The organism is Halomonas sp. H2, from assembly GCF_050215315.1.
Lineage (GTDB): Bacteria > Pseudomonadota > Gammaproteobacteria > Pseudomonadales > Halomonadaceae > Vreelandella.
This window is the reverse complement of sequence record NZ_CP189761.1, coordinates 20,248-41,368: the sequence shown is the minus strand read 5'-3', so window position 1 is coordinate 41,368 and position 21,121 is coordinate 20,248. Positions and strand designations below refer to the sequence as shown.

9 protein-coding genes and 1 pseudogene are annotated in these 21,121 nt (G+C 51.6%); 2 read left to right on the top strand and 8 right to left on the bottom strand.

The window, feature by feature from the left end; genetic code table 11:
- Positions 1-14: 14 nt before the first annotated feature.
- Both ACQE2I_RS18580 and ACQE2I_RS18575 read right to left on the bottom strand, forming a co-directional pair.
- Positions 15-2,201: a TonB-dependent receptor gene (locus ACQE2I_RS18580; protein ID WP_192536197.1), complete on the bottom strand. Its 2,187-nt coding sequence runs from the start codon at positions 2,199-2,201 to the stop codon at positions 15-17.
- A 28-nt stretch (positions 2,202-2,229) separates the two neighbouring features.
- The gene (locus ACQE2I_RS18575; protein WP_192536196.1) at positions 2,230-3,666 is read right to left on the bottom strand and encodes an MATE family efflux transporter; all 1,437 of its coding nucleotides are present in this window, start codon (positions 3,664-3,666) and stop codon (positions 2,230-2,232) included.
- Positions 3,667-3,945: 279 nt separating this feature from the next.
- On the opposite strand from ACQE2I_RS18575, the gene ACQE2I_RS18570 reads away from it, so the two are divergent.
- Together ACQE2I_RS18570 and ACQE2I_RS18565 are read left to right on the top strand one after the other, a co-directional pair.
- Positions 3,946-7,095: an AMP-binding protein gene (locus ACQE2I_RS18570; RefSeq protein ID WP_192536195.1), complete on the top strand. Its 3,150-nt coding sequence runs from the start codon at positions 3,946-3,948 to the stop codon at positions 7,093-7,095.
- Positions 7,076-8,794 carry an alpha/beta fold hydrolase gene (locus ACQE2I_RS18565; protein WP_193057363.1) on the top strand — a complete coding sequence of 573 codons (1,719 nt, stop codon included), beginning with the start codon at positions 7,076-7,078 and terminating at the stop codon, positions 8,792-8,794. The genes ACQE2I_RS18570 and ACQE2I_RS18565 overlap by 20 nt, the downstream gene beginning before the upstream one ends.
- On the opposite strand, the gene ACQE2I_RS18560 is transcribed toward ACQE2I_RS18565, so the two are convergent.
- From ACQE2I_RS18560 to ACQE2I_RS18535, 6 genes and pseudogenes are all read right to left on the bottom strand, one after another.
- Positions 8,749-9,537, bottom strand: coding sequence for a 4'-phosphopantetheinyl transferase family protein (locus ACQE2I_RS18560; RefSeq protein WP_301398647.1), 789 nt, complete (start codon positions 9,535-9,537; stop codon positions 8,749-8,751). The two genes, ACQE2I_RS18565 and ACQE2I_RS18560, sit on opposite strands and share 46 nt — an antisense overlap.
- A gap of 262 nt (positions 9,538-9,799) precedes the next feature.
- Positions 9,800-9,938, bottom strand: a pseudogene (locus ACQE2I_RS18555) (helix-turn-helix domain-containing protein); the annotation flags it as partial.
- A gap of 99 nt (positions 9,939-10,037) precedes the next feature.
- Positions 10,038-11,279, bottom strand: a complete 1,242-nt coding sequence (locus ACQE2I_RS18550) for an MFS transporter (protein WP_192536191.1) — start codon at positions 11,277-11,279, stop codon at positions 10,038-10,040.
- A gap of 20 nt (positions 11,280-11,299) precedes the next feature.
- The gene (locus tag ACQE2I_RS18545; protein WP_192536190.1) at positions 11,300-14,332 is read right to left on the bottom strand and encodes a type I polyketide synthase; all 3,033 of its coding nucleotides are present in this window, start codon (positions 14,330-14,332) and stop codon (positions 11,300-11,302) included.
- Positions 14,319-15,902: an aminotransferase class V-fold PLP-dependent enzyme gene (locus tag ACQE2I_RS18540; protein WP_192536189.1), complete on the bottom strand. Its 1,584-nt coding sequence runs from the start codon at positions 15,900-15,902 to the stop codon at positions 14,319-14,321. The genes ACQE2I_RS18545 and ACQE2I_RS18540 overlap by 14 nt, the downstream gene beginning before the upstream one ends.
- 49 nt (positions 15,903-15,951) lie before the next feature.
- Positions 15,952-21,108, bottom strand: a complete 5,157-nt coding sequence (locus tag ACQE2I_RS18535) for an SDR family NAD(P)-dependent oxidoreductase (RefSeq protein ID WP_427031521.1) — start codon at positions 21,106-21,108, stop codon at positions 15,952-15,954.
- Positions 21,109-21,121 lie beyond the last annotated feature (13 nt).

Sequence of the window (21,121 nt, the reverse complement as noted above, 5' to 3'; positions counted from 1 at the left end):
TGTGTTCGCATCATTCAAAATTTCAGACTATAGTTAATACCCACCGAGCGACCTCGACCATATGCAGCCTGGGCCTCAAACTGGTTTGTCCATGACACAAGGGAATAGTATTGCTTGTTGAAAATATTCTTACTCCAAATGGTCAAGGCATGCGGACCTCGCTCCAGCCCGACTGATAGGTCTGCCAGGGTATACCCCCTCGCCTTGTAGGTATTGGCATTATCTCCATAATGGGAACCCATATGATTGACATCAATGCGTGAAGTCACACTTCCTATCGGAAAATGACGGCGGTATGTCGCATTCACGTTAGCCTGGCTTAAGGGCACTTGCATCGGTCGCACGCCCTCCAGTTCGGGATGATCATCCCAGCGGGTAATCACCGGATCGGAACGGCTGTACGATGCGCCCACCTCCAACTCAGGTGTTACCCTGAGATTGACTTCGGCCTCAAAACCGCGATTGCGCTGCTGGTCCACGCTCCAAACGGAATACGGCGACGCCAGAGTATAAACGGGGTTACTCGAGCGGGACTCGTAAAGCGCCACGGAAGTGTATAAACGGTCATCAAACCAGCGTCCTTTAAATCCCAGTTCGGCCGTTACCCCTTCTTCCTTATGATAGGTCGAAAGCTGGTCAATGACATAAATGCCGGTCGGGTAATAGCTTTGCGCTACGCTACCATACACCAGAGACTGATCGTTCAGGTGCCAGGTCGCAACGCCCGAGAGCAACAGCGTCTTGTCAGTCACAGAGAGGCTTTCTCCGTCCTGAAATCCTTTTCCTACACCATATGTTTTATCGATTTGATATCTTGCACCCAGCCTGAGATCAAACTTTTCATTGAGCGACCATGGCATCTGACCGTAAATGCCCACCCCTTGTTGTGTCTGATTTGTTCCATAATCGATATCACCCATCCCCAATATTAATTTGGTGGAATCATAACGATTGTAATAGCCATCCACGCCCGCAATCCATTGCAGGTCAGCATCTGTATTGCTACTGAAACGAAGATTTTGACTAAGCAGGTGATTATCCTGACTCGTAGACATTTCAGATTGCAGTAAGGGGTGATCACCGCCGTCCACATCTAGCAAACCATTATCACGGTAAGACGTCCACCCGGTAGTAGACTGGAATTCAACTCCGTTCAGATCATGACGAATATCAACGCTCGCCCCCCGTACTTGCGAGTAAGTGAAATCATCTGTGTCGTGGCTCAACTCTCCAAAGTCCAGCTCCTCGCCAATCACGCCCACATAGGAATTGTAATGTTGGTAAGGACGCATGGTTTGGGGATTGACAGTAACCAGCAGCGGTCCGCTCTCCCGGTAATTGTAGCCGTACGCATTGGCCACAATCCTGGTTTGATCTGTAGGCGTAAAGATACCTGTCAATGAAAAATTCTTACGATCCCGGTCCGCTGTAGTATTGCCGGTACGCACATTGGTCAGCCAGCCATCGTCCGTATTCATCGAAAATGCGCCGCTCAATGAAAATTCCTCGTTAAACACATGATGATAACGAGCATTTGTATTGACGTAACCGTCCGATCCCAACCCGAAACCCAGGGTGCCCTCGGACTCTTGCGGCTGCCTGGTAAAAATATTGATGGCACCTGACAGACCATTGTGCCCGTTCAAAATTTGTTGCGGCCCCTTCAGCACTTCAATCCGTTCGACATCACCTGAAATGGCCGGATTTTGCAATTCCACCAGACTTTGGGGAATGCCATCGATATTGACCGCAACGCTGCGACCAAAAATTTCCGAGAACTTACCAATACCGCGTATATAGGGATACTTGGGCCCGCCGGTCAATGAGCTGACCAAGGTGACGCCCGGAACGCGCGCATTCAATTCGGATAGCTCCGTCAGATTCATCGCTTCAATATCATCACTACGCAAAACGGCAATCGATCCAGCGGTCTTTGCAATCTCCTGATGAAAACCGAATCCCTGAACAATAATCGGCTCCAGTGCTTCGACCCCTGGCTCAGTTCCGGCAGACGTCGTGCCAACGGGCGTTGCAGTCTGTTGAGGTAAAGACGCTCGCACCGAAGAGGTCAGTAATTCGGCTGATTCCTGCTGCAACTGTGCCGACGCAGAATTGGGCAACACCATCCCTACTCCTGCTCCTAACGCGGTTAAAATCGCCACCCGGATAGGAAGCACCCCTTTGTTTATTTTTGATTCCATCGTTTCATTCCATGCGCTAAATGAAGGTTTAAACCACATTGACCACCACAGTTTCAGGCACGCGATTGTCAATCCTGCGCAGTACCCATGATAAGCGCGCGCACAAAACAATCGCCAGAAAACACTGGCTCAACAGATAGGCGTACCACCATCCTGCCGCGCCCATACGCGGGACCAGGATGTCCGTAAATGCCAGGACATAACCAAAAGGAAGCCACACCAACCAAGAGACGACCAAGTAAATCAGCATGACCGCAACGCCATCGTCCAAACCGCGCAACAAAAATGCGGCAACAGTGGTCGTCGTCAGGATCATCAGGAGCCAGGGAAGCAACTGCGCCAGTTGCCGCGCCAGCGGCAATAACGCCGCGTCGGGGTCATACAGTTGCAGGATAGGTTCCGGGTAGAAGCCGAGAAGCAATGCCGGCATCAACATTAATAACAGGCTGACAATCAAACATTTGGCCGCCATGGCAATTAACCCGCGTGAATCCATACTGCCACTGGACCGCGCGATCAGAATAGATGCGGCCATAGCCATACCGCCGGTTCCCACCAGCGCTATTCCCAAGATATTGAACGCCAAAGAATGTGCCCCGATGCTTTGCACACCCAATGAAGAAATGGAAACGCCCATGATACTCAGAATAAATAAATCGGAAACGAAATTGAATGCAACGGGAAGGCCTGATTTTGTAAAAAACAGCAGCTTGCGAGCAGAGCAGTCTTCTAGCCCCACTGGGGTTTTCCAGATCAAACGTATCTCGTGCTGCCATAGGCTGAACACCAATAGAATCACATTGATTGTTGAATAGTAAGCGACACTCGACAGTGCAAACCCGACGACTCCCATTTGCGGGAACCCAAAATGTCCCAGTACGATGGCGTAGATCACCAGTGTTTTTACCCCAAGCCCAGCCAGCACCGACGCGGTTACTAGCAAGGGGTAACTGAAAGCCTCAGCAAAGTTGCGACCCAGCAGGAAGAGCACATTTCCCAAAATGAACAAGGGTACGAAATAGAGATAAGTCCTGACCCCATCCGCAAGATCAGGTGTCACGCCAGATATGATCATGGCGCTTTCGCTAAACACGACAATGAGCGCGCCGAAAACCAGCGAAATTCCCACAGACACGACGATCGCCTGGCACAGAAACGGCATGATGCTGGCAGTGGCCCCCACTCCTTTCATTCTGCTCACCGCCGGCACGACCGCGTATACTAAACCGCTAACAAATGCCGTAGGCAAAGCCTCGATCAGTGTCCCGACTGAAATAATGCCAAGCATTTGCATACCGCTACGGCTTGCCATCATGGTTTCAACGAAACTATTGGCCATCTGCAACAGCATCGATAACACTATCGGCCCCGCCAAAAGCATCAGAGGCACAAACACTTTTTCCGAATACCGAACACTGCTGCTAAGTGGCGCTTCCTCGCCTAACATCTGTGTTTGACTTGTCATGAGGCTTCAACCCGTAAGACCTAAAGCATTGCGCCCATATCATAAGTAGATTGTATAAAACCTCTACAAACTATAAGACCTGCTTGATGATAATGATAATCTACATGCGAACTATTATCATATAGTATACTATTAAAAGTGTAAATGATATAATTCTTGTTGTTATCGCCCGCCCCGAACAAATTGCGAGCTGCATTTTTTGCTTGCAAAGAATTTCATTTATCCTGACTACGGCATGTCTGTGATCAGTCAATCATGCTATCTTCCGGAGAGTCGTATATGCCTTCAATCGAACCGGCAAAAACTTCCGTAAAGAAAACGTTTATACCATCAGACTTACAAAAAGCATTGCTAAACAGCTCGTTATTGCAGACAGATAACCAGCTCTACGTCGAACAACTCCATTTATCCGTCGACGGAAAATTCGATCTGGATGCATTCGAGCAAACTTGGCAGTGGTTGATCCAAAGGCATTCCGCCCTGCGCTCAGCCTTTGTTTGGGAAAACCAGTCGGATATCTGGCAAGTAGTTCTTAATCAAGCAAACTTGCGCATTGAACGTATACCGTTGGCTCCCGGCACAAAGGCACACGCTGACAAACAACTGCAACAGTTCATCGAAGAAGATGGGCAAAAGGGTTTTAAACTAGACGCAGCGCCACTGGCCCGCGTAACAGTGCTTGAAGAAAATCCGCAACGGCGCCATATTGTCATCACCATGCATCATGCGATCATGGATGGCTGGTCTTTTACCTTGCTGACTGAAGAAATGGCCTTTGGATACTTGGCATATATTGAGGGCAAGGAACCTGAGCTTCCAGTTCCGGCAGGTTTTGAGGTATACATTGACTGGATCCGGCAACAGGACTTCACAAGTGCAAAGCAGTTTTGGACACAGGCCCTGAGTAAGATCGACAGCGGCACAATCTTCCCCCGTTCGCTCGCGGCAGGCAAGCGTCAGGACGAGCGCTACCGTTTCCTCACTGACACTTTCAGTCAGGCAGAAAGTGTGCGCTTGCAATCCTTCTGCAAATCGGCGCATATCACAGGCAATATTCTTGTCAGTGCTGCATGGCTGATCCTTCTACATGTCTATTGCGCTCGTTCAAACGTGACTTTCGGCAGCGCTTACTCCATACGTCCATTAGATCTGCCCGGCAGCCAGAGTATTGTGGGGCCGCTGATCAATACAATCCCGATCAACGCAACCATAAACAGAGACACACCATTACAGGCATTTTTGCTGTCGCTAAGCAGCGACATGGTTGACTACCAGGTGCATTCGGCTTTACCGCTGACAAGCATCCTGGAGCACTTACCAGATCATGTCACCAGCGGCAGCGACAACCCGCTATTTGAATCATTACTTATTTCAGACAGCTTCGTCCACACCAGTGGAAACGACACCTCGGACGAAAGCGTCATGCACGTCACCAATCACGAAACGCCCGAACGGGTCGCCTATCCAGCCGTCGCCAAGTGTGATCTGCAACACATCCGGCTCTCCTATCATGTCGATCGACTGCAGCCTGGCATTGCACAGGACATGGTGCATTACCTGAAGAATCTGCTTCTATATATGGCTGACAAACCAGAAACAACGATTATGCAGGCAATCGACCACCTCAGCAGGCTTCACCCCACACCGGCCGGCCCCACCAACCAGGGTCGGGATACTCTATGTCAGCGAATACATCATAATGCGCTCCATTCACCCAACATAGTTGCTATCCGCGACACGCACAGCGAGATTACCTATGCCGAATTGTCGCAACATATTCGGACCATGGCAAAAAATCTGCGTGCGCAGCCCAGCCATATTATAGGCGTTGCCTTACCGCGCGACGCGAGGGGGTTAAGCAGCATGCTCGCCATCTTGGAATGCGGCGCATGCTATTTACCTCTGGATACGTCCTATCCTCCGGAACGATTGCGTTTTATCATTGAGGATGCGGCCCCTTCAACAATTATCGTCAACGACACTCAAACACTGCATGCTTTGCAGTTGACGTCACCTGTCAGGACAGTTACTTACGACGCGCTACACGCACAATCTGCGGACATCCAGCTACCAAACACTGATCCAGCGCAACAGATTCCCGAAGACGAACCAGCTTACATTATCTATACGTCCGGCTCCACGGGCCAGCCCAAAGGATCAATCAACACCTATCGCAGCGTACATGCCATCATGAATCTTTGTGACCGGCTCATGGATGTCCCTGGGCAGCGAGTATTGCAGTTTGCGCCGCTTAACTTCGATGTATCGCTACTTGAATCCGCCCTGGCTATCGCTGCCGGTAGTACACTAGAGATATTGCCGGACACGATGAAGACATCCGTTGACTTGGTACAACACTTTATCAAAGAGCATGCGATCAGTTGCGCCTGCCTACCCCCGGTTATGGCCGCAACGCTAACCCTCGACGTAGTCCCAACACTGCGCACACTTATGACTGTCGGTGAACCCTGCCCCCCTCTGGTCGCCAGAATGTGGGGGGAAACACGACGTTTTTTCAACCTGTACGGACCGACTGAAGCGGCTATTATCACGCTGTTCAATGCCGTTCATGAAACTGGTCACAACACGGCTATCGGCATGCCTGTAGACAACGTCGACATTGCCCTGCGTGACCATGATGGGCTGGTGGTGCCTCGTGGTGTGTCTGGTGAGCTGTGGCTGCACGGCGCCAGTGTGGGAGGCGGTTACCTGAATCGGCCCGATACAAATGACCGTGCTTACCGATATGGCGGTTATATGACAGGAGACAACTGCTACATCGACACCAACCAATTAGTTCATTTCATCGGACGCTACGACCAGCAGATACAGGTCCGCGGTTACCGCGTCGAGCTGGGCGAAATCGAACACACTCTTTGCCAAGTATTAAAGGCACGAGAAGCCATAGTGCTCACCAGCAATGACCAAGTTTTTGGCATTTCACTACATGCCTTTATCCGTGGACTCACTGCTTCGCAACAAAGCAACACCCAACTACGGTCTATGCTAAAGAAACATCTACCTGAACATATGTTGCCTTCGAGCATTCAGTTTATTACAGAATGGCCCTTGAACCGGAATCTGAAGATTGATCGTGCGACGCTGCAGAAGAAGATCACCAACACGGCTCAAAAAGTTGCCTTCGAACCATGCACAACCGCAACAGAACAGGTATTGGCAAAACTGTATTCAGAGCAGTTCAAAATATCGGTTGCGGATATTGGTCGCCATTTCGACTTTTTCGCCAATCGCGGACAGTCGCTACTTGCCGCTGCAGCGGCGCTCAAGCTTCGAAAAACACTGGCTTGCCCTGAGATTCCGCTCGATATCATTTACCAATTTCCACGTCTCGGAGAATTGGCCTATTATCTGGATGGCGCTCAAAACGATACATTGTCAAAGAAAACTGTTGGACACAATCATGCTTGATTCCCCTCAATCCGTTGTCAATCTATTTCCCCTGGCTAATTACGATCAAACCGCAGAATGCTGCATATATTGCCTTCCTTCTGCGGGTTCCAGCGCATCCATGTATGCAGCGTGGAGCCAGGCAGTGCCTAATTGGCTGACGGTCAAGGCGGTCGAATACCCAGGCCGCGGCACCCGAATAAACGAACCACTCACCCACAGCCCTAATCAGATTGTTGATGATATCACTACCGCCATCGTCGCAGACACCAGGCCGTTCATCCTGTTTGGACATAGCTTAGGCGCAGCTATCGCATGGTGCATCGTTGCTCGCCTGAAAGCACTTGGTCAGCTGGATCGACTTATATTGCTTGTCATAAGCGGACGTCCCCCGCCAGAGCATGTAGAACGGGATAGTAAGCGCCATGAACTTCCTCGCGAGCAATTCATTGATGAAGTCACGAAATACAGTGGTCTGCCAGACGACATTCGGCAAAATACGGAAATCATGGATTTCTTTTTGCCTATCATACGCAACGACTTCCATATGAACGATGTGTTGTCGCAAGAAACTCCTGACCCAATCGATATTCCGCTGCTGGTCTTTAGCGGCGCGGACGACGACGACACCAATATGCCTATGGCGATGCAAAATTGGGAAAAGTACAGCACCCGATGGGCAGGTCACACCCGCTATCCCGGAGGTCACTTCTTCCTGCGCGAAACGGATGTCATGAAGGACATGTTGAGCCGTATTTGCGAACATATAGATCTGCGAGAACGTAGTGAAATAACGGGTAGTGATACCGCAAGCACCATCGCTCAAAAACACTACCACACGGCGAAAGGGCTACGCGTCAGCTACCGTATTGAAGGGCTGGCCCATGGATTCCCGGTGCTAATGCTACACGGTGGAGTAGGTGCCTACCCGTTGTCCAAACCACTAAAGGAAATTGCAGCCAGCTTTAGTATTGCGCTAATTACTATCAATAGGCCCGGTTTCAATGGCTCAGATCTTGATCCTGAGATCAAACGACTGGAGACATTCGCAGATATAGTGCAGCCGCTGCTACTGCAGGAAAAGATAGTTAAATTTGGCGTGATCGGACTGTGTGCAGGCGCGCCTTTTGCCCATGCATTGGCAAATCGGTACCAAGACCGCATTGCAGGAGTCTGGATATTAAGTGGCATTCCCGATATTAATCTTCTCGAACAACATGGCCTGGAGATTGAAGAGCCCTTGAAGCAAAACCGAGATATCTCTCAAAACACACCAGAGGCCGAGTTGGGAACCCTGATCACACAAGGCATTCGTGAATTCCAACAGACCGTAGACCAAACTTCCTTAGACCCTAGTGCACCACCTGCCTGGGATGCCCGATATCATGCAAGCGGGATTCTGCTGGCTGACTATCTGGACATGCTGCAATGGCAGTTGCAGCAAAACTGCCTGCCTATGGCCCGCGAGTGTAAATTAATCTACCAGCCCTGGGGACTTGACCAAACGCAGCTAAATCTACCCATGACCTTCTGGCATGCCAAAGACGATTCCGAAGTTCCATTCTCAAGTGTAAAGGCCATGGTAGACCTGCTGCCCAATGCAACACTCATCGTACAGGAACAGGACTCGCACTATCCTTCCGATCAAACCATGCTGCAACTGTTCGATTCAATTCAGCAGACCACCAATGCTGGTGCTCTGACAAAGGATCCTGCCTGAAAGTAAAAATGAAACAGTGCTTTCGGCGGTACAGCGCCCGCCAGAGCGATTACCGACGATGGCAACCTTCCAGACACGCCTCTACTGGCCCACTCCAGGCTAGCAGGGGCAAGGTCCAACGTACACACCCGACACCCCGATCCTAGCCCGTTTACCCGGACTATCTTTTGCGAAGTGTCTATTTCGTGCAAATCATCGACCAGGCCCTGCCCCGTAAACTTCAAATAGGCTTCCTTGCGAGTCCAATAGCGCAGGAAAACAGTAGCCTTTTCATCTGCTGGCGCGGCTTCCCATATAAGGTATTCCGGACCGGCCAACACCGTATCTGCCAATTCAACATACGTCTCCAATGGCAAACTCTCGACGTCAACGCCTACACTTGACTTGGCAGCGCCAACAGCAATCGCCAAATGCGCACGACTGTGCGAAAGAGAAAATTCAGGCGCCTGGTGATGCACCGAAGGATCTAACATAGGTTTGCCCCTCGCTGACACAACAAACTGCAGCTTACTCGGATCGGGCTCTAGCATTGTCCAGGCTAGAAACATGCGCAATAGGCCATGCGCTATAATGAAGTCACGTCGCAATGTATCGGAACGAAATGCGTGAGCTCGCTGCTTTTCCGATGCACACAGTAAATCGTACCAAGGTGCAACAATACGCTCAGGCATCAAAGATTCGGAAGCATACCCAAGTGGATGCGTCAATACAAAATAAGCATCCATCTCCTTCAAAAATTGCATAAATACATACTAGTCGTCTTGCGGTCCCATAGAGTAAAAATAGGCATCTTGAATATGGCGGCTTTTTTTATTGAATTTATCACAATGACAACCTAATTTTAATGAAGACTTGTTGCAATTTATATTAATAGCCTGGGCTGCTATATTCTAACCTAAATGTCTCACGTGGTATAAATGAAAGTAGCTTAAAGTATTAAGGTTTCAGGGGCTTACACCAAAAAAAACCAGCAACAGCTTCCAAAACGATACCTGAAAACTCAGCCTGGTTACGGCGTATTTCACGGGAAACGGGTAGATGGAGCTCGCTCCAAGATCCGGGAAATTTGCCTCGGGTTCATGCCTTGGCCACGGCCCACCAGGAGAGTGACACGTTCTTCAATACTGAGTTCGACGTAGGACATGGAGCAAGACCATAGCTGAAGAGTCTGGTATTGCACCCAGCTTCTGCGACCAAACTCATTGTTCTGCGAGTCTTCCGCATTTTTATTAAATGCAATCAATTAAGACTTTGATCGCACAAGTGTAGAACTGCCTCGATAAAAAAAACATCCACTCAACGCAGTCAACAGGCTGGCCCCGATGAATGGAAGCGCATCTCCATAGGTCCAAGTGCTTTGCACGCCAACGCTATACAGATAACTGACGACTATCGGACCGATTGCATTTGCCACACTTGCAATAGATACCAGAGCACCCTGTATTTCGCCCTGCTCGGAGGGCAGCACCGCATTTGAATAAATGCTGTTGATCGCCGCATTGCTGACAGACCCAAGCGTATATGGAATGAGCGCCAGATAGAAGAACCACGGATGAACTGACACAGCAATCAATAACATGCCCGTTCCAAACATTGCATATCCGACAAAACATGACTTTCGATTACCCAATTTTTTATAGGCAAAGTCCACGACCACTGTCTGCACCAGAACCATGAGTACACCAATCAAAACCAGAGAGTTAGCAATTTGCTGCTCATTCCAGGAGAAACGGTATTTAGTAAAGAACGCCCACAAGACCAGCGGTGCCTGAAACGCTAGCAATATGCAGAAGTGGGTCAAAAACAGCCAGGACATACCTGGATATTTTCTAAACTTATTGATGGAATTCATTGGGTTGGCTATTTTGAAAGGACGCCGGCTTGCGTCGCTCAGCGGCTCTCGGAATCCAAACAGGATAAAGAAAAAGCAAAATGCACACATGAGTGCCGCCACCAGAAACGGTACCCTGAGTCCGTAGCCAACGGTTACGCTGCTGATCGCCGGCCCCACAATCATACCCAAACCAATGGCGCCATACATATAGGCAAAATTGCGAGTTTTGTTGTGCTTCTCACTGATATCGGCAATACTTGCCATAGAAACGACTAGCGATGAGCCAGTGATGCCGGCAATAACGCGGCCAAGAAACAATACCCAGATACTGTCGGCAATAGCAAAAATCAGGTAGTCAAGGACAAAGATGGCAAAGCAGACCAGTAATACACGACGTCGACCAAATCTGTCTGACAAGGACCCCATGATTGGTGCGAAGAGAAACTGCATAAGTCCGTAAGTTCCTACAAGCCAACCAGCAATTTCGGTGTTGTGTGCAAGGGTGTCACCAGTGATGGATTCAAGCAGGGCCGGAATCAAAGGCGCAATCAATACGACACCAGCCTGATCCATCATCACTGTCAAAAACAGGCAGAGCAAAATGGTTGCCGTGGATTTGCTAGCTTGAGTGTGAGAAGCTTCGTTGCTCATTCATTCTTCCAATTGTTGGCTCAATTTACGTCCACATGCATACCCAATTGCCGGAGCATGGACTGCATTTCGTCGTCACTCATCTGGGCTGGCTGCACTGTGGAACATTCGACCGGAGTCTCAGAAACGCACCTTTGTTTCGCCTCTCTCATCAATTGCACAAGCAGGTCTTTCATCACCGGCGTCTTCAGAATGTCTGTGGGCTTGATTGATATCCCGCTATTTGCCAGCTCACGACTGATCTCAAGTGCTTGCAGCGAATCGCCCCCAAGCGCAAAGAAATTGTCATCTACCGTGATGTCCTGATTCAGGATGATTTTTTTCCATGTTTGCAACATGGTTTCTTTCACGTCTATTCCAGATTCGGTTTGAGGTGGTCGACTGCGGGCCGGGTCGGGAGCCGCTGCGCTGTTTTCGGGTCTGTTCTGCGAATCCTCGTCGGGAGTAATCCAGAAGGCATGGCGATCCAGCGCAGGTACCGGCAGATCAACCACATTGCCCTTTGGTATGACTGAATTCAAATCAAACGTCACGCCTTTTACCCAGGCTGCACCGATAGCTTTCATGACGGAATCATGGGTGATCTGATCGTTCTGATCGGTACAGGAAATCACGCACGCCGAGGGATAGTGCATGCGAACTAGAGTGCCCATTGCGTTTCCAGGACCAACCTCCAGAAATACCGGCTCTTCGCCCTGCTGTTGCGCCTGATGCATTATGTCAGTAATGCCACCTGCAAAATCCACTGTCCCACGCAAATGCTGCACCCAATAGTCTGCATCTAATACGTGTCCTACTGGCAAAACCCTTCCGTTTACGTTCGAGGCCAACGCGACAGTAAGCGGTCCGGGCTCAAAATCGAGCGTTTCACGCCACTCAGGTAGAGTTTTCTGCATCAGATAACTGTGAAAGCCCCGGCTTACCGGCAGTTTTCGACAGCGGATCATATGTGTTTTACAGTAGGACATCGCTGCGTCTATTCCAGATTTTGAACCTGAGATAACTGTTTGCATTGGGCCGTTTACCGCAGCCAGATCTGCATGAATTGCTTCCTCATGCAGTAATACTTCGACCCGCTCGCGCGGCAGGGAAAGTGCCAGCATGGCGCCGGAGCCGGTCGCTTCCATCAGCCGTGCTCGTGCATCGAGAACGCGGGCAGCCTCCGCTTTCGGCAAGGCATTGGCAGCGTATGCACCAATCAATTCGCCAAGACTGTGACCTGCCACAACCTGTTCGTGTAGACCCGCTTCCTGAAACACCCTACGCAAACCCAGGCACAGTACGAACAGGGCAGGCTGACTCCAACGCGTCATTTGAGCATATTCGTCCGCCTGCACACGATCACCTTCTTGCGGAAACAGCCAGCGACGCAAATCCGTGCCGAGAAAAGGCGAGAACTCAGCGCTAAGACGGTCTACTTCATCGCGGAACCCCTGGTGCCGATGGTACAGGTCCTTAGCAACGTTGCTCCATGGACTGCCTTGTCCGGGAAATAGCATAACTAACCGAACCGGTTTATCAGAACACTGGCCACGAACAAGGTTTGTGCCAGCTTGTGGAGAGAGCAGATCGTTCCCGGCCAAGGCAGCACGACACTTCAATCGTGTCCGGCCGTGAGCGAGTGTGTAAGCTACGTCCCCACGGTCTATCGAAGGATCCTGCGCGACCTTTTGCTGGGTTGTCTCAATGTATCGATCCAGTGCTGTATTCGAACGGGCTGACCACAAATAAAGAAGCGCGTCCTGACGGGATGGCCGAGAAGTCCGGCGAGGTGGCGTCGCAAGAACTACATGTGCATTAGTACCACCGAAGCCGAACGAACTGACGCCGGCATGTAACGGCCTGTGCCGGGGAAGCGCCGCGCCCGTATTACAAATGAAAAATGGCGTACGCTCCAGTTCCAGCGCCGGATTCGGCTGTGTGAAATTGAGCGTCCCGGGTAGCCAGCAATCATGCAAAGCCAGTGTGGCCTTGATGAGGCCTGTAACGCCACTGGCCACATCCAGGTGGCCTACATTGGATTTGACTGAACCCAGTGCACAATATTGTCGCTGTGAGGTTCCATACGCCAGCGTCAGGGCCTGTACTTCAATCGGATCGCCCAGAGCAGTTGCAGTTCCATGCCCTTCAACGAATGCCACGTCTTCGGCGCGTACATCGGCGTTATGCAAGGCATCACGTATGACTTGAGCCTGGCCGCTCACACTGGGTGCAGCAAACCCGGCACAATCGGCGCCATTGTTATTCACTGCACTGCCCTTGATCACCGCATAAATCTTACTGCCATTGGCCAGTGCATCTTCCAGTCGGCACAGAGCAACAGCTCCCACGCCATCACCAAATATCGTGCCATCGGCATCCGCATCGTAGGGTCGACACCTGCCGTCTGAGGACCTGACTCCACCCGGCGTGTACAGATACCCAACCTCTCCCAGCCCGGTAATGGTTGCACCACCTGCCAGCGCCAGATCGAGTTCGCCATTCAGTAGAGCCTGGCATGCCTGATGAACCGCAACAAGAGATGTCGAGCACCCCGACTGTATGGTCATTGAGATGCCGCGCAAATTCAGCTTGTAGGCAACCCTGGTCGCAATGAAATCCTTATCGGTTCCCATCAGGATCTGCATAATGTCCCGGTTGGCAAACTGGGTGGAACCCATGATATTATGCAACAGGTAAATACTCACACTGGTTCCGGCAAACACGCCAGTACGAATATCCTGGCTTTCCGGATCAGGCAGACCACAGTGATTTAAGACTTCGTGGCACACCTCCAGAAATACCCTTTGCTGCGGATCCGTGATCATGGCTTCGGCATGATTCATGCGGAAATAATCGGCGTCAAACAATTCTGGCTGCGGCAACACTGCACAACGAAAGATGTAGTTCGGGTCGTCAAGATGCTTCTCGTGCGTCGTCCCACGCAGGGCATCCGGTGCAATACCCTTGATGCAGGACTCAGAATTTCTGAGGCGATTCCATAGGCCTCGCACGTCCAGACCGCCCGGAAAGCGACCAGACAACCCGATAATGGCGATATCATTGCTGTGCATGCCCGTGTTCCTTCTCGTCTATCTGTGTTGCGATGGCAACCTGGTCATTCAGCAGGAAATCGATGTCCGCAGCAGTACTCAGGGGATTGAGCAGCACAGCTCGCAACAGCGTCAAAGACTGACCTTGGTACTGTGGTACAGGCCGGAAAGTTCTTGACACGAAACTGTCCCCTTTCTGACGTTGCAACTTTTGCAACGAGACATTGAAGGCGCTAATCTCCTCATTGTCTTCTGCGGAGAGCGTACAATTGCGGTACTCTTCAGGCAGGTAGCGGTAAGCCAGTAGATTCATTGTTGGCGCCACAATTAATTCAAACTCAGGGCGCGACTCGATGGCCTGCGCCATGTAGCGCGCACGGGCCATCGAGTCACTGAATAACACGTCATAACCGGTTTTACCGATCACATGCATGGCTGCATGCAAGTACAGCGCCGTTGCGGGGCGCGTGCCTTCCAGCGTAAACCTGCCCTGGTCAAAAGAGGTTGGCCGCACCGCATAGGGCGCGTGATGCATGGTGATTTCGGATAATTCAGGGTCGCGAAAAAAAAGAATGCCGCAACCGATGGGCAGCATCAACTGCTTATGCCCATCAATTGTTACCGTGTCCGCAAATTCAATGCCTTCAAGCAGATAACGGTTACTTTCACTCAACACTAGCCCCCCGCCCCAGGCCGCATCCACATGGAAGTGCACATTTGCCCGCTTGGCTAATTCACTCAGCTTACGCAACGGATCAACACTTCCATAGTCCGTCGATCCAGCGACAGCCACCAGACATATGACGCGGCGCCCTTCTGATTCACAGCTGGAAATGGCTTGTGCAACCGCGCCTAGATTGATCTGGTACTGGTTATCAACTGGGACTTTGTACAATTCGGCACCTAGAAGTTCAGCGGCCTTGTCAAACGAATAATGCATCAATTCGGAACCAATGATAACTGGCCGGATCTTTGCTGCCGACCGGTCTGATTCTACAATCGGCGTATTCATTTGAGCGCGCTGCAACGCCGTCCATACCGCGCATATATTAGCCAGTGTGCCGCCGCTGGTGAAAATGCCCAGCGTAGAGGAGAGTGTCTGTAAGTAACGTTGATAGAAAACATCGCTTCCACGGTAGATTTCGCGGTGAAACATGCCGATAACCTGTCGCTCCAGAAACGTGAGCCCGCGACTTGTCTCCATCTTGACCACGTTCTGGTTCAGAGTCTGGATCAATCGTCCGATTTCAGGTAGAAACTGCGGAATGGGTGCGGTCATATGGCCCAGATAACGTGGCGATGCAAGGTGCGAACAGTGCGGCAGAACATCGCGCTCAAGGGAGGTCAGATAGGCTTCAAGAGAAATACCCTCTCTGGGCATATCGAAATGTTTAAATTTGGCACATATGTCGAAAATCGAGTTACCATCTGATGCATCTGATGCATTCAAAAACCGATCACAACTGTCATCTACGCGCATTCTAATTGCCGCATTATCATCAGAACGATACAAGGCGCGAAGGAATTCCGTTGTCCCATCAGTATTGCGATTTTTGTTGGCTTGTGCATTCAAATCGAAAGTCATGTCCATGGTGAATTCCTCTATTCATAAACGATAAGGGGCTCTGGCCTCGACAAAATCATTGTCCTCGCTTTGGCGTCTTTACGCTCGAACGTGCTGTCCGACGCCGGCGCACATCTGATTTTCTGGCAGACAACGTCACGGTTTGCATGTCTGACTCGCCCTGCGCCATATATTGGGTAAGTCGCGTCACTGTGGGGTATTGGAGCAGCACTGCCACATCCAATGTTATTTGCCCTCGTTCCCTCAAATGACGTTGTATTTGCACCAAAGAAATCGACGTCGCACCCAAATCGAAAAAATGGTCATCCGCCTGAACTTTTTCCAAACTAAGTACAGCTTTAAGGGCGTTTTCGATTCTTTCCCTGCATTCGCTAATCGACAGTATCGGAGACTTGTCACCTAACGATGGCGATACCGTCACGCCTGGAAGGGCGGCCAGACCCTCGATACCGATGAAGAAATCGTCGTTCGTTCCCGCAAGACGCCAATGGTGCAACCGTGCCTGTTCAGGTTCAAGCAAATGCAATCCGTGAGAGGCAAGCTGGCCCGCGTCCAGACCGTTGCGTGACATGCCCACACCTCGCCATGCACTCCATCCCAGCCAGCAAACCTGCTCCCCCTCCGCTCGCATCGAATGCGCCATATCAAGCAATGCGCCATTCGCATAGGCATAGGCACCCGAGAGAGGGAAACCGCAAGCGGCAACCACAGACCCGTAAAGCACCCACTGAGCTGGCGCCGATTTCTGGCTCATTTTCAGTGCCTTCCTCAAAACCTCCAGTCCCTCTACCTTGGCGCGCATGGTGCGAATCAACGCATTGTCTTCCAGTTGCGAAGACAGCCCCGTTTCCATAGTTCCCGCCAAATGACAAATAACATCGAATGTCGTACCTTCAGGCAGCGCCTCCTCAAGTCGCTGCGAGGTTTGCCTGACCATGCTCAGGTCATCTCGGATCCAGTGCATTTGCGCTTGAGGCTGCCCGTCGTCCAGCCATGGCGGGGCATCCGAACGGCCCAACAGCCATACCGTGGCGCCGCGCTCAACGTAGTCTTGCGCTAATAGCCACGCTAGCGCGCCACCACCACCGGTAATGAGAACGTTTTGCGGTTGTGTTGCTGTTATCTGGACGGCAGCCGCCTCACCCAGTGTCAGGCACGCCCAGCCTTCGGTAGTCTGTCGAAACCAACCCGCTTGTACTGGCCATTCAGAAGCCGCATCCGCAGCGGATGAACGTTGTATCATTTGCACTTTCCAACCGGGATTCTCCGCGCAGTAGGAGTTCAGCAGTCCGAACAGTCCCCAGTAGTGGCCTTGCGGCTTTTCGGACAACATCACCCTGAGCAGTCGGGTCGGGGTAGGAGAATGCACCCCAGATGTCGCGGCAAATTGACGGGATAGGTCGCGCAGACATCCAGGGAGTTGCTGCATATCAAACGATGCGTCCGCCTCCCAAACCACAATGTCTGCATACTGCATTTCGTCGGGCTGCTTAGGCGGCGTCCATGTCTGCCAGTACGCTTGCCGTAAGGGCACTGCTTGACCGGAATCCTGATAACGCGGCAACGCATTCTGAAGTAATTTTTGTGCCATCTGGACCCGCTGGATTTTCCCACTGGTCGTTTTCTGGAAACCGTGTCGCGCAAGAGCCACGATTTTTTTCGGCACCAGACCAGTCTCGCGCACCAGTATATCTCGAATACGATCATCAATTGCCCGCGTACTGGTTGTACCCTCCACCGGAACATAGCAGATCGCCACCGCTTCCTGGTCGACATCACGCCAGCTTAATGCAGCAACATATGTAGGCATGATGCCTGTTACGCTTTGCACCTTCTCTTCCAGATCGAAGCAAAAGTAATTGATACCATTGACGATGAGCACTTCCTTTTCCCGTCCGGTCAAATACAGACAGCCGTTGGCTATAAAGCCATTGTCCCCCGTATCAAACCAGCCGTCATGGGTGTACGCACTGTCATTGATTTCTCGTGCGTTGTGATAGCCTCGCATGAGCGACAAGCCTTTTAGCTGAAATTTTCCAACCTGGTATTCACGCAGCAACTGACAGTTGTCGTCTATGATCCGAATATCCATACCAGGTATGACCTTGCCCAGAGAGGCAAAACTGCTGGCGCCTACCTGCATACCGTTTCCAGCCAGGGACAGGCTATCAGAACGGACTTCGTGTTCCTGGGGCGTAGCGTAAGTAATACAAGTACAACATTCGGCCATTCCGAAGCTGGCCACCAAGCCCTCTGGCGCAAGACCAAAACGACCCGCGCTCCGGCGAAACGCATCCTGAGTCGCTTGCGTTACCATCTCACCCGCATTCAGCAACTCGCGTACATGTCCAAGATCAACGGATGAGTCAGAATCAACGGCATCCAGCGCTTGGACAGCCAAATGAAATGCGAAATTCGGCGCCCATCCATGCGTCACCTTCAAGTCAGACATGAGCTGCATCCAGCGCAAGGGCTGCTGCAAGATATAGCCGGTGTCGACGTGAACCTGATCACGCCCCAGATAAATGTCGCGCAAATGAAAAGTCAGGATAGGCACGATATGATCGAACGGAAGCCAATTCAACGTGCGCTGATCAGCATCGTAATTCCGTGCCTGGCTAGTCATTTCCATATACGCCAGTACTGCCTCGTGTCTTTCTTCAATACATTTGGAGCGTCCCGTACTTCCAGCTGTCAATTGGAAAAACGCTGTTGTTTCAGGCTGAGGGTCAGCCAGCGTCACAGGAGGCGCTTCGCCCAGTTGCCTGGGATCAACAATCCGAAAGCCTGGACATTCTCTCAGTAAGACACGCCATACCTTGGGGTCGCAAGCCGGGGCGATCACGAGTGGATGCGCCAGCGTTTCCCATGTAGCCTCGAGTTTGTCCAGACACGCTTGAGCATCCATGCCGATCGGCGCAGCTACCGTCACGGGAATGGCCCCTAGCAGAATAGCTCCCCACAGCGTTATCAGATAATGGCGTATGCCCCCTGCCACTAGAATGACAGGATCGCCTTCATTGACCCCAGCACGATTCAGTCGGCCAGCATAGTCGCGTGCAAGCCGATCTAAACGGGCATAAGTGAGCACCTCCGTGCCCTGCTCATCAATAATCGTAATACCGTGATCCGGGTACTTTTCGACTGTTCGTGCCAATGCCTGTGGCAGATTGCGCGGACGCGACTCCGGCAACCTAATCGCCCCACCACGCGTCAACGCATAGGGCGCCAACAGTAGATCGCCAACCGTTTTATGCTCCAGCAATGTGTCGCAATAAATTCTCAAAAACCGCTGCATCGTTGCCAGCATGCGCATGATCGTACTTTCGGCGAAGTACGCGCGGGCATACTCAAAGTGAACAACCAGTTTTTCCCCATCGTGCAGCGTCTGCAGATTCAGGGGGAATTTGGTCTCTCCAACCTGAACGGATTCGACCTCGCATTGGACCCCTGGCAGACTGAACCCTGCATAAGGCACATTCTGATGAATGCACAAAACTTCAATTAGCGGATCGCTGCCGCGCTGCAGATTTTGCAGTGCACCGAAGGGAATATCCTGATGCTGCAGTGCCTGTCGCCGCCGTTCGACCACGCCATCGAAAAACACCTGCAAGGGCATTGTGTCATCCACGGCAGTCCTGACCGGCACGGTGTTCGCCAGAAAGCCAACCATTTTCTCCAGTTCCGGGTGCAGATGGCGTGCAGCCAGTACTGTGCCGATCACCAAATCCTGTCGCTTGGTGAGCTCATGCAAAGCCAGCGAAAAGGCGGCCAGGACGACGTCATAAATTTCGTTCGAACGCTGTCTACATATTTCAGGAAGCACCGTAGCCCATTGCTTGTCCAGTGTCTGAACGAGCGTAGCTGATTCGTAAACCGACACGCCGTCAGGCAAGTCCGGTAAGATAGAAAATTCGAGCCTGCCCGGCAATTGGGCCAGATAGTCATGCCAGAATGAAGCCAGCCGTTGCTGTCGTTCGACGTCACCCAGCCAGCTGCGGCGCCATGCCTCATAATCAACCAATTGGAAAGCCATTTCATCGGGTGCACGACCTTCATATAAAATGGCAAGATCCTGCAATAAAACACCCACACTCCAGCCGTCGGCAATTATATGATGCATACTCAGCACGCAGGCATAGCTGTCCTGCTCTGCCTGTAAAAGTGAGACGCGCAGCAGGGGCCCCTGCTCTAAATCAAATGGCTGTGCCGATAGCCGCGCCGCTTCGATCTCGCTTTCCTCTTGCAGATCGCCACTGATGCGCCGATATTCTGGCATCAGCCAAACATCCGGCTCTATTTTGAGCGCGGGTTCGACCAGGCCAGCTTCGTTACGCTGCTCAACAAAGCGATAGCGTAAGGCTTCATGTCGTTTAACCAGCAGATTCAGTGCGACAGAAAACTGCTGCAGATTCAAGCAACCGTGCATTCGCAGTACGAATGTCATGTTGTAGCTGGCTGCATCGGGGCGGCTTTGTTGGTATGTCCACAACCCCAGCTGGTTCTCGCTTAACGGGAATACAGTGGGGCGCTCTACCAGGGGAAGAATATCCGCCGTATTGCTGATATTTTTTTCTACCTGTGCTGACTGGCTGGCGATAGTTGTTGCATTCATCAGTTCACCCATGCTCACATCCGCCTTGAACTCGATGCGCAAGCGGCTAGCCAGTCGAGCGAGCATGAGGGAGTGGCCACCCAGTGTAAAAAAGTTCTGATGTGCACCGATCGGCTGCTCGCGTTGCAACAGCGTGCGCCAGATTTGTTCGATACGCTGCTGCAATGGCGTCAATGCCTGCTGCTCATCCTGTTCGCACTGCAACGCCTGCTGTAACAGCGCCGCCGCCTGACCGCGATCCGGCTTACCCGTACTTAGCCGCGGTAACTGTTGCACCACCTCAATAATTCCCGGCACCATTGGGGCCGGCAGTTGCTGTTGCAACGCAACGCGCACCGCCTGCTGCGTCGCTCCGCCCTGCACTACCACCAGTACACCCAACACCGGCCCGCCGCCTGTGTCTATTACCGCAGACAACGACTGGCGCACGCCGGCCACTCCAGCAACCTGTACATCCAGTCCCTGCAAATCTATCCGGATGCCCCGCAACTTGACCTGCGCATCGCGACGGCCCAGTACTATCAGCTCTCCCCGTGCGTTGCGTATCACCTCATCGCCTGTGTCGAACCAGCGCTCACCTTCATTTTCATAAAACATCGACTCGGCCCGC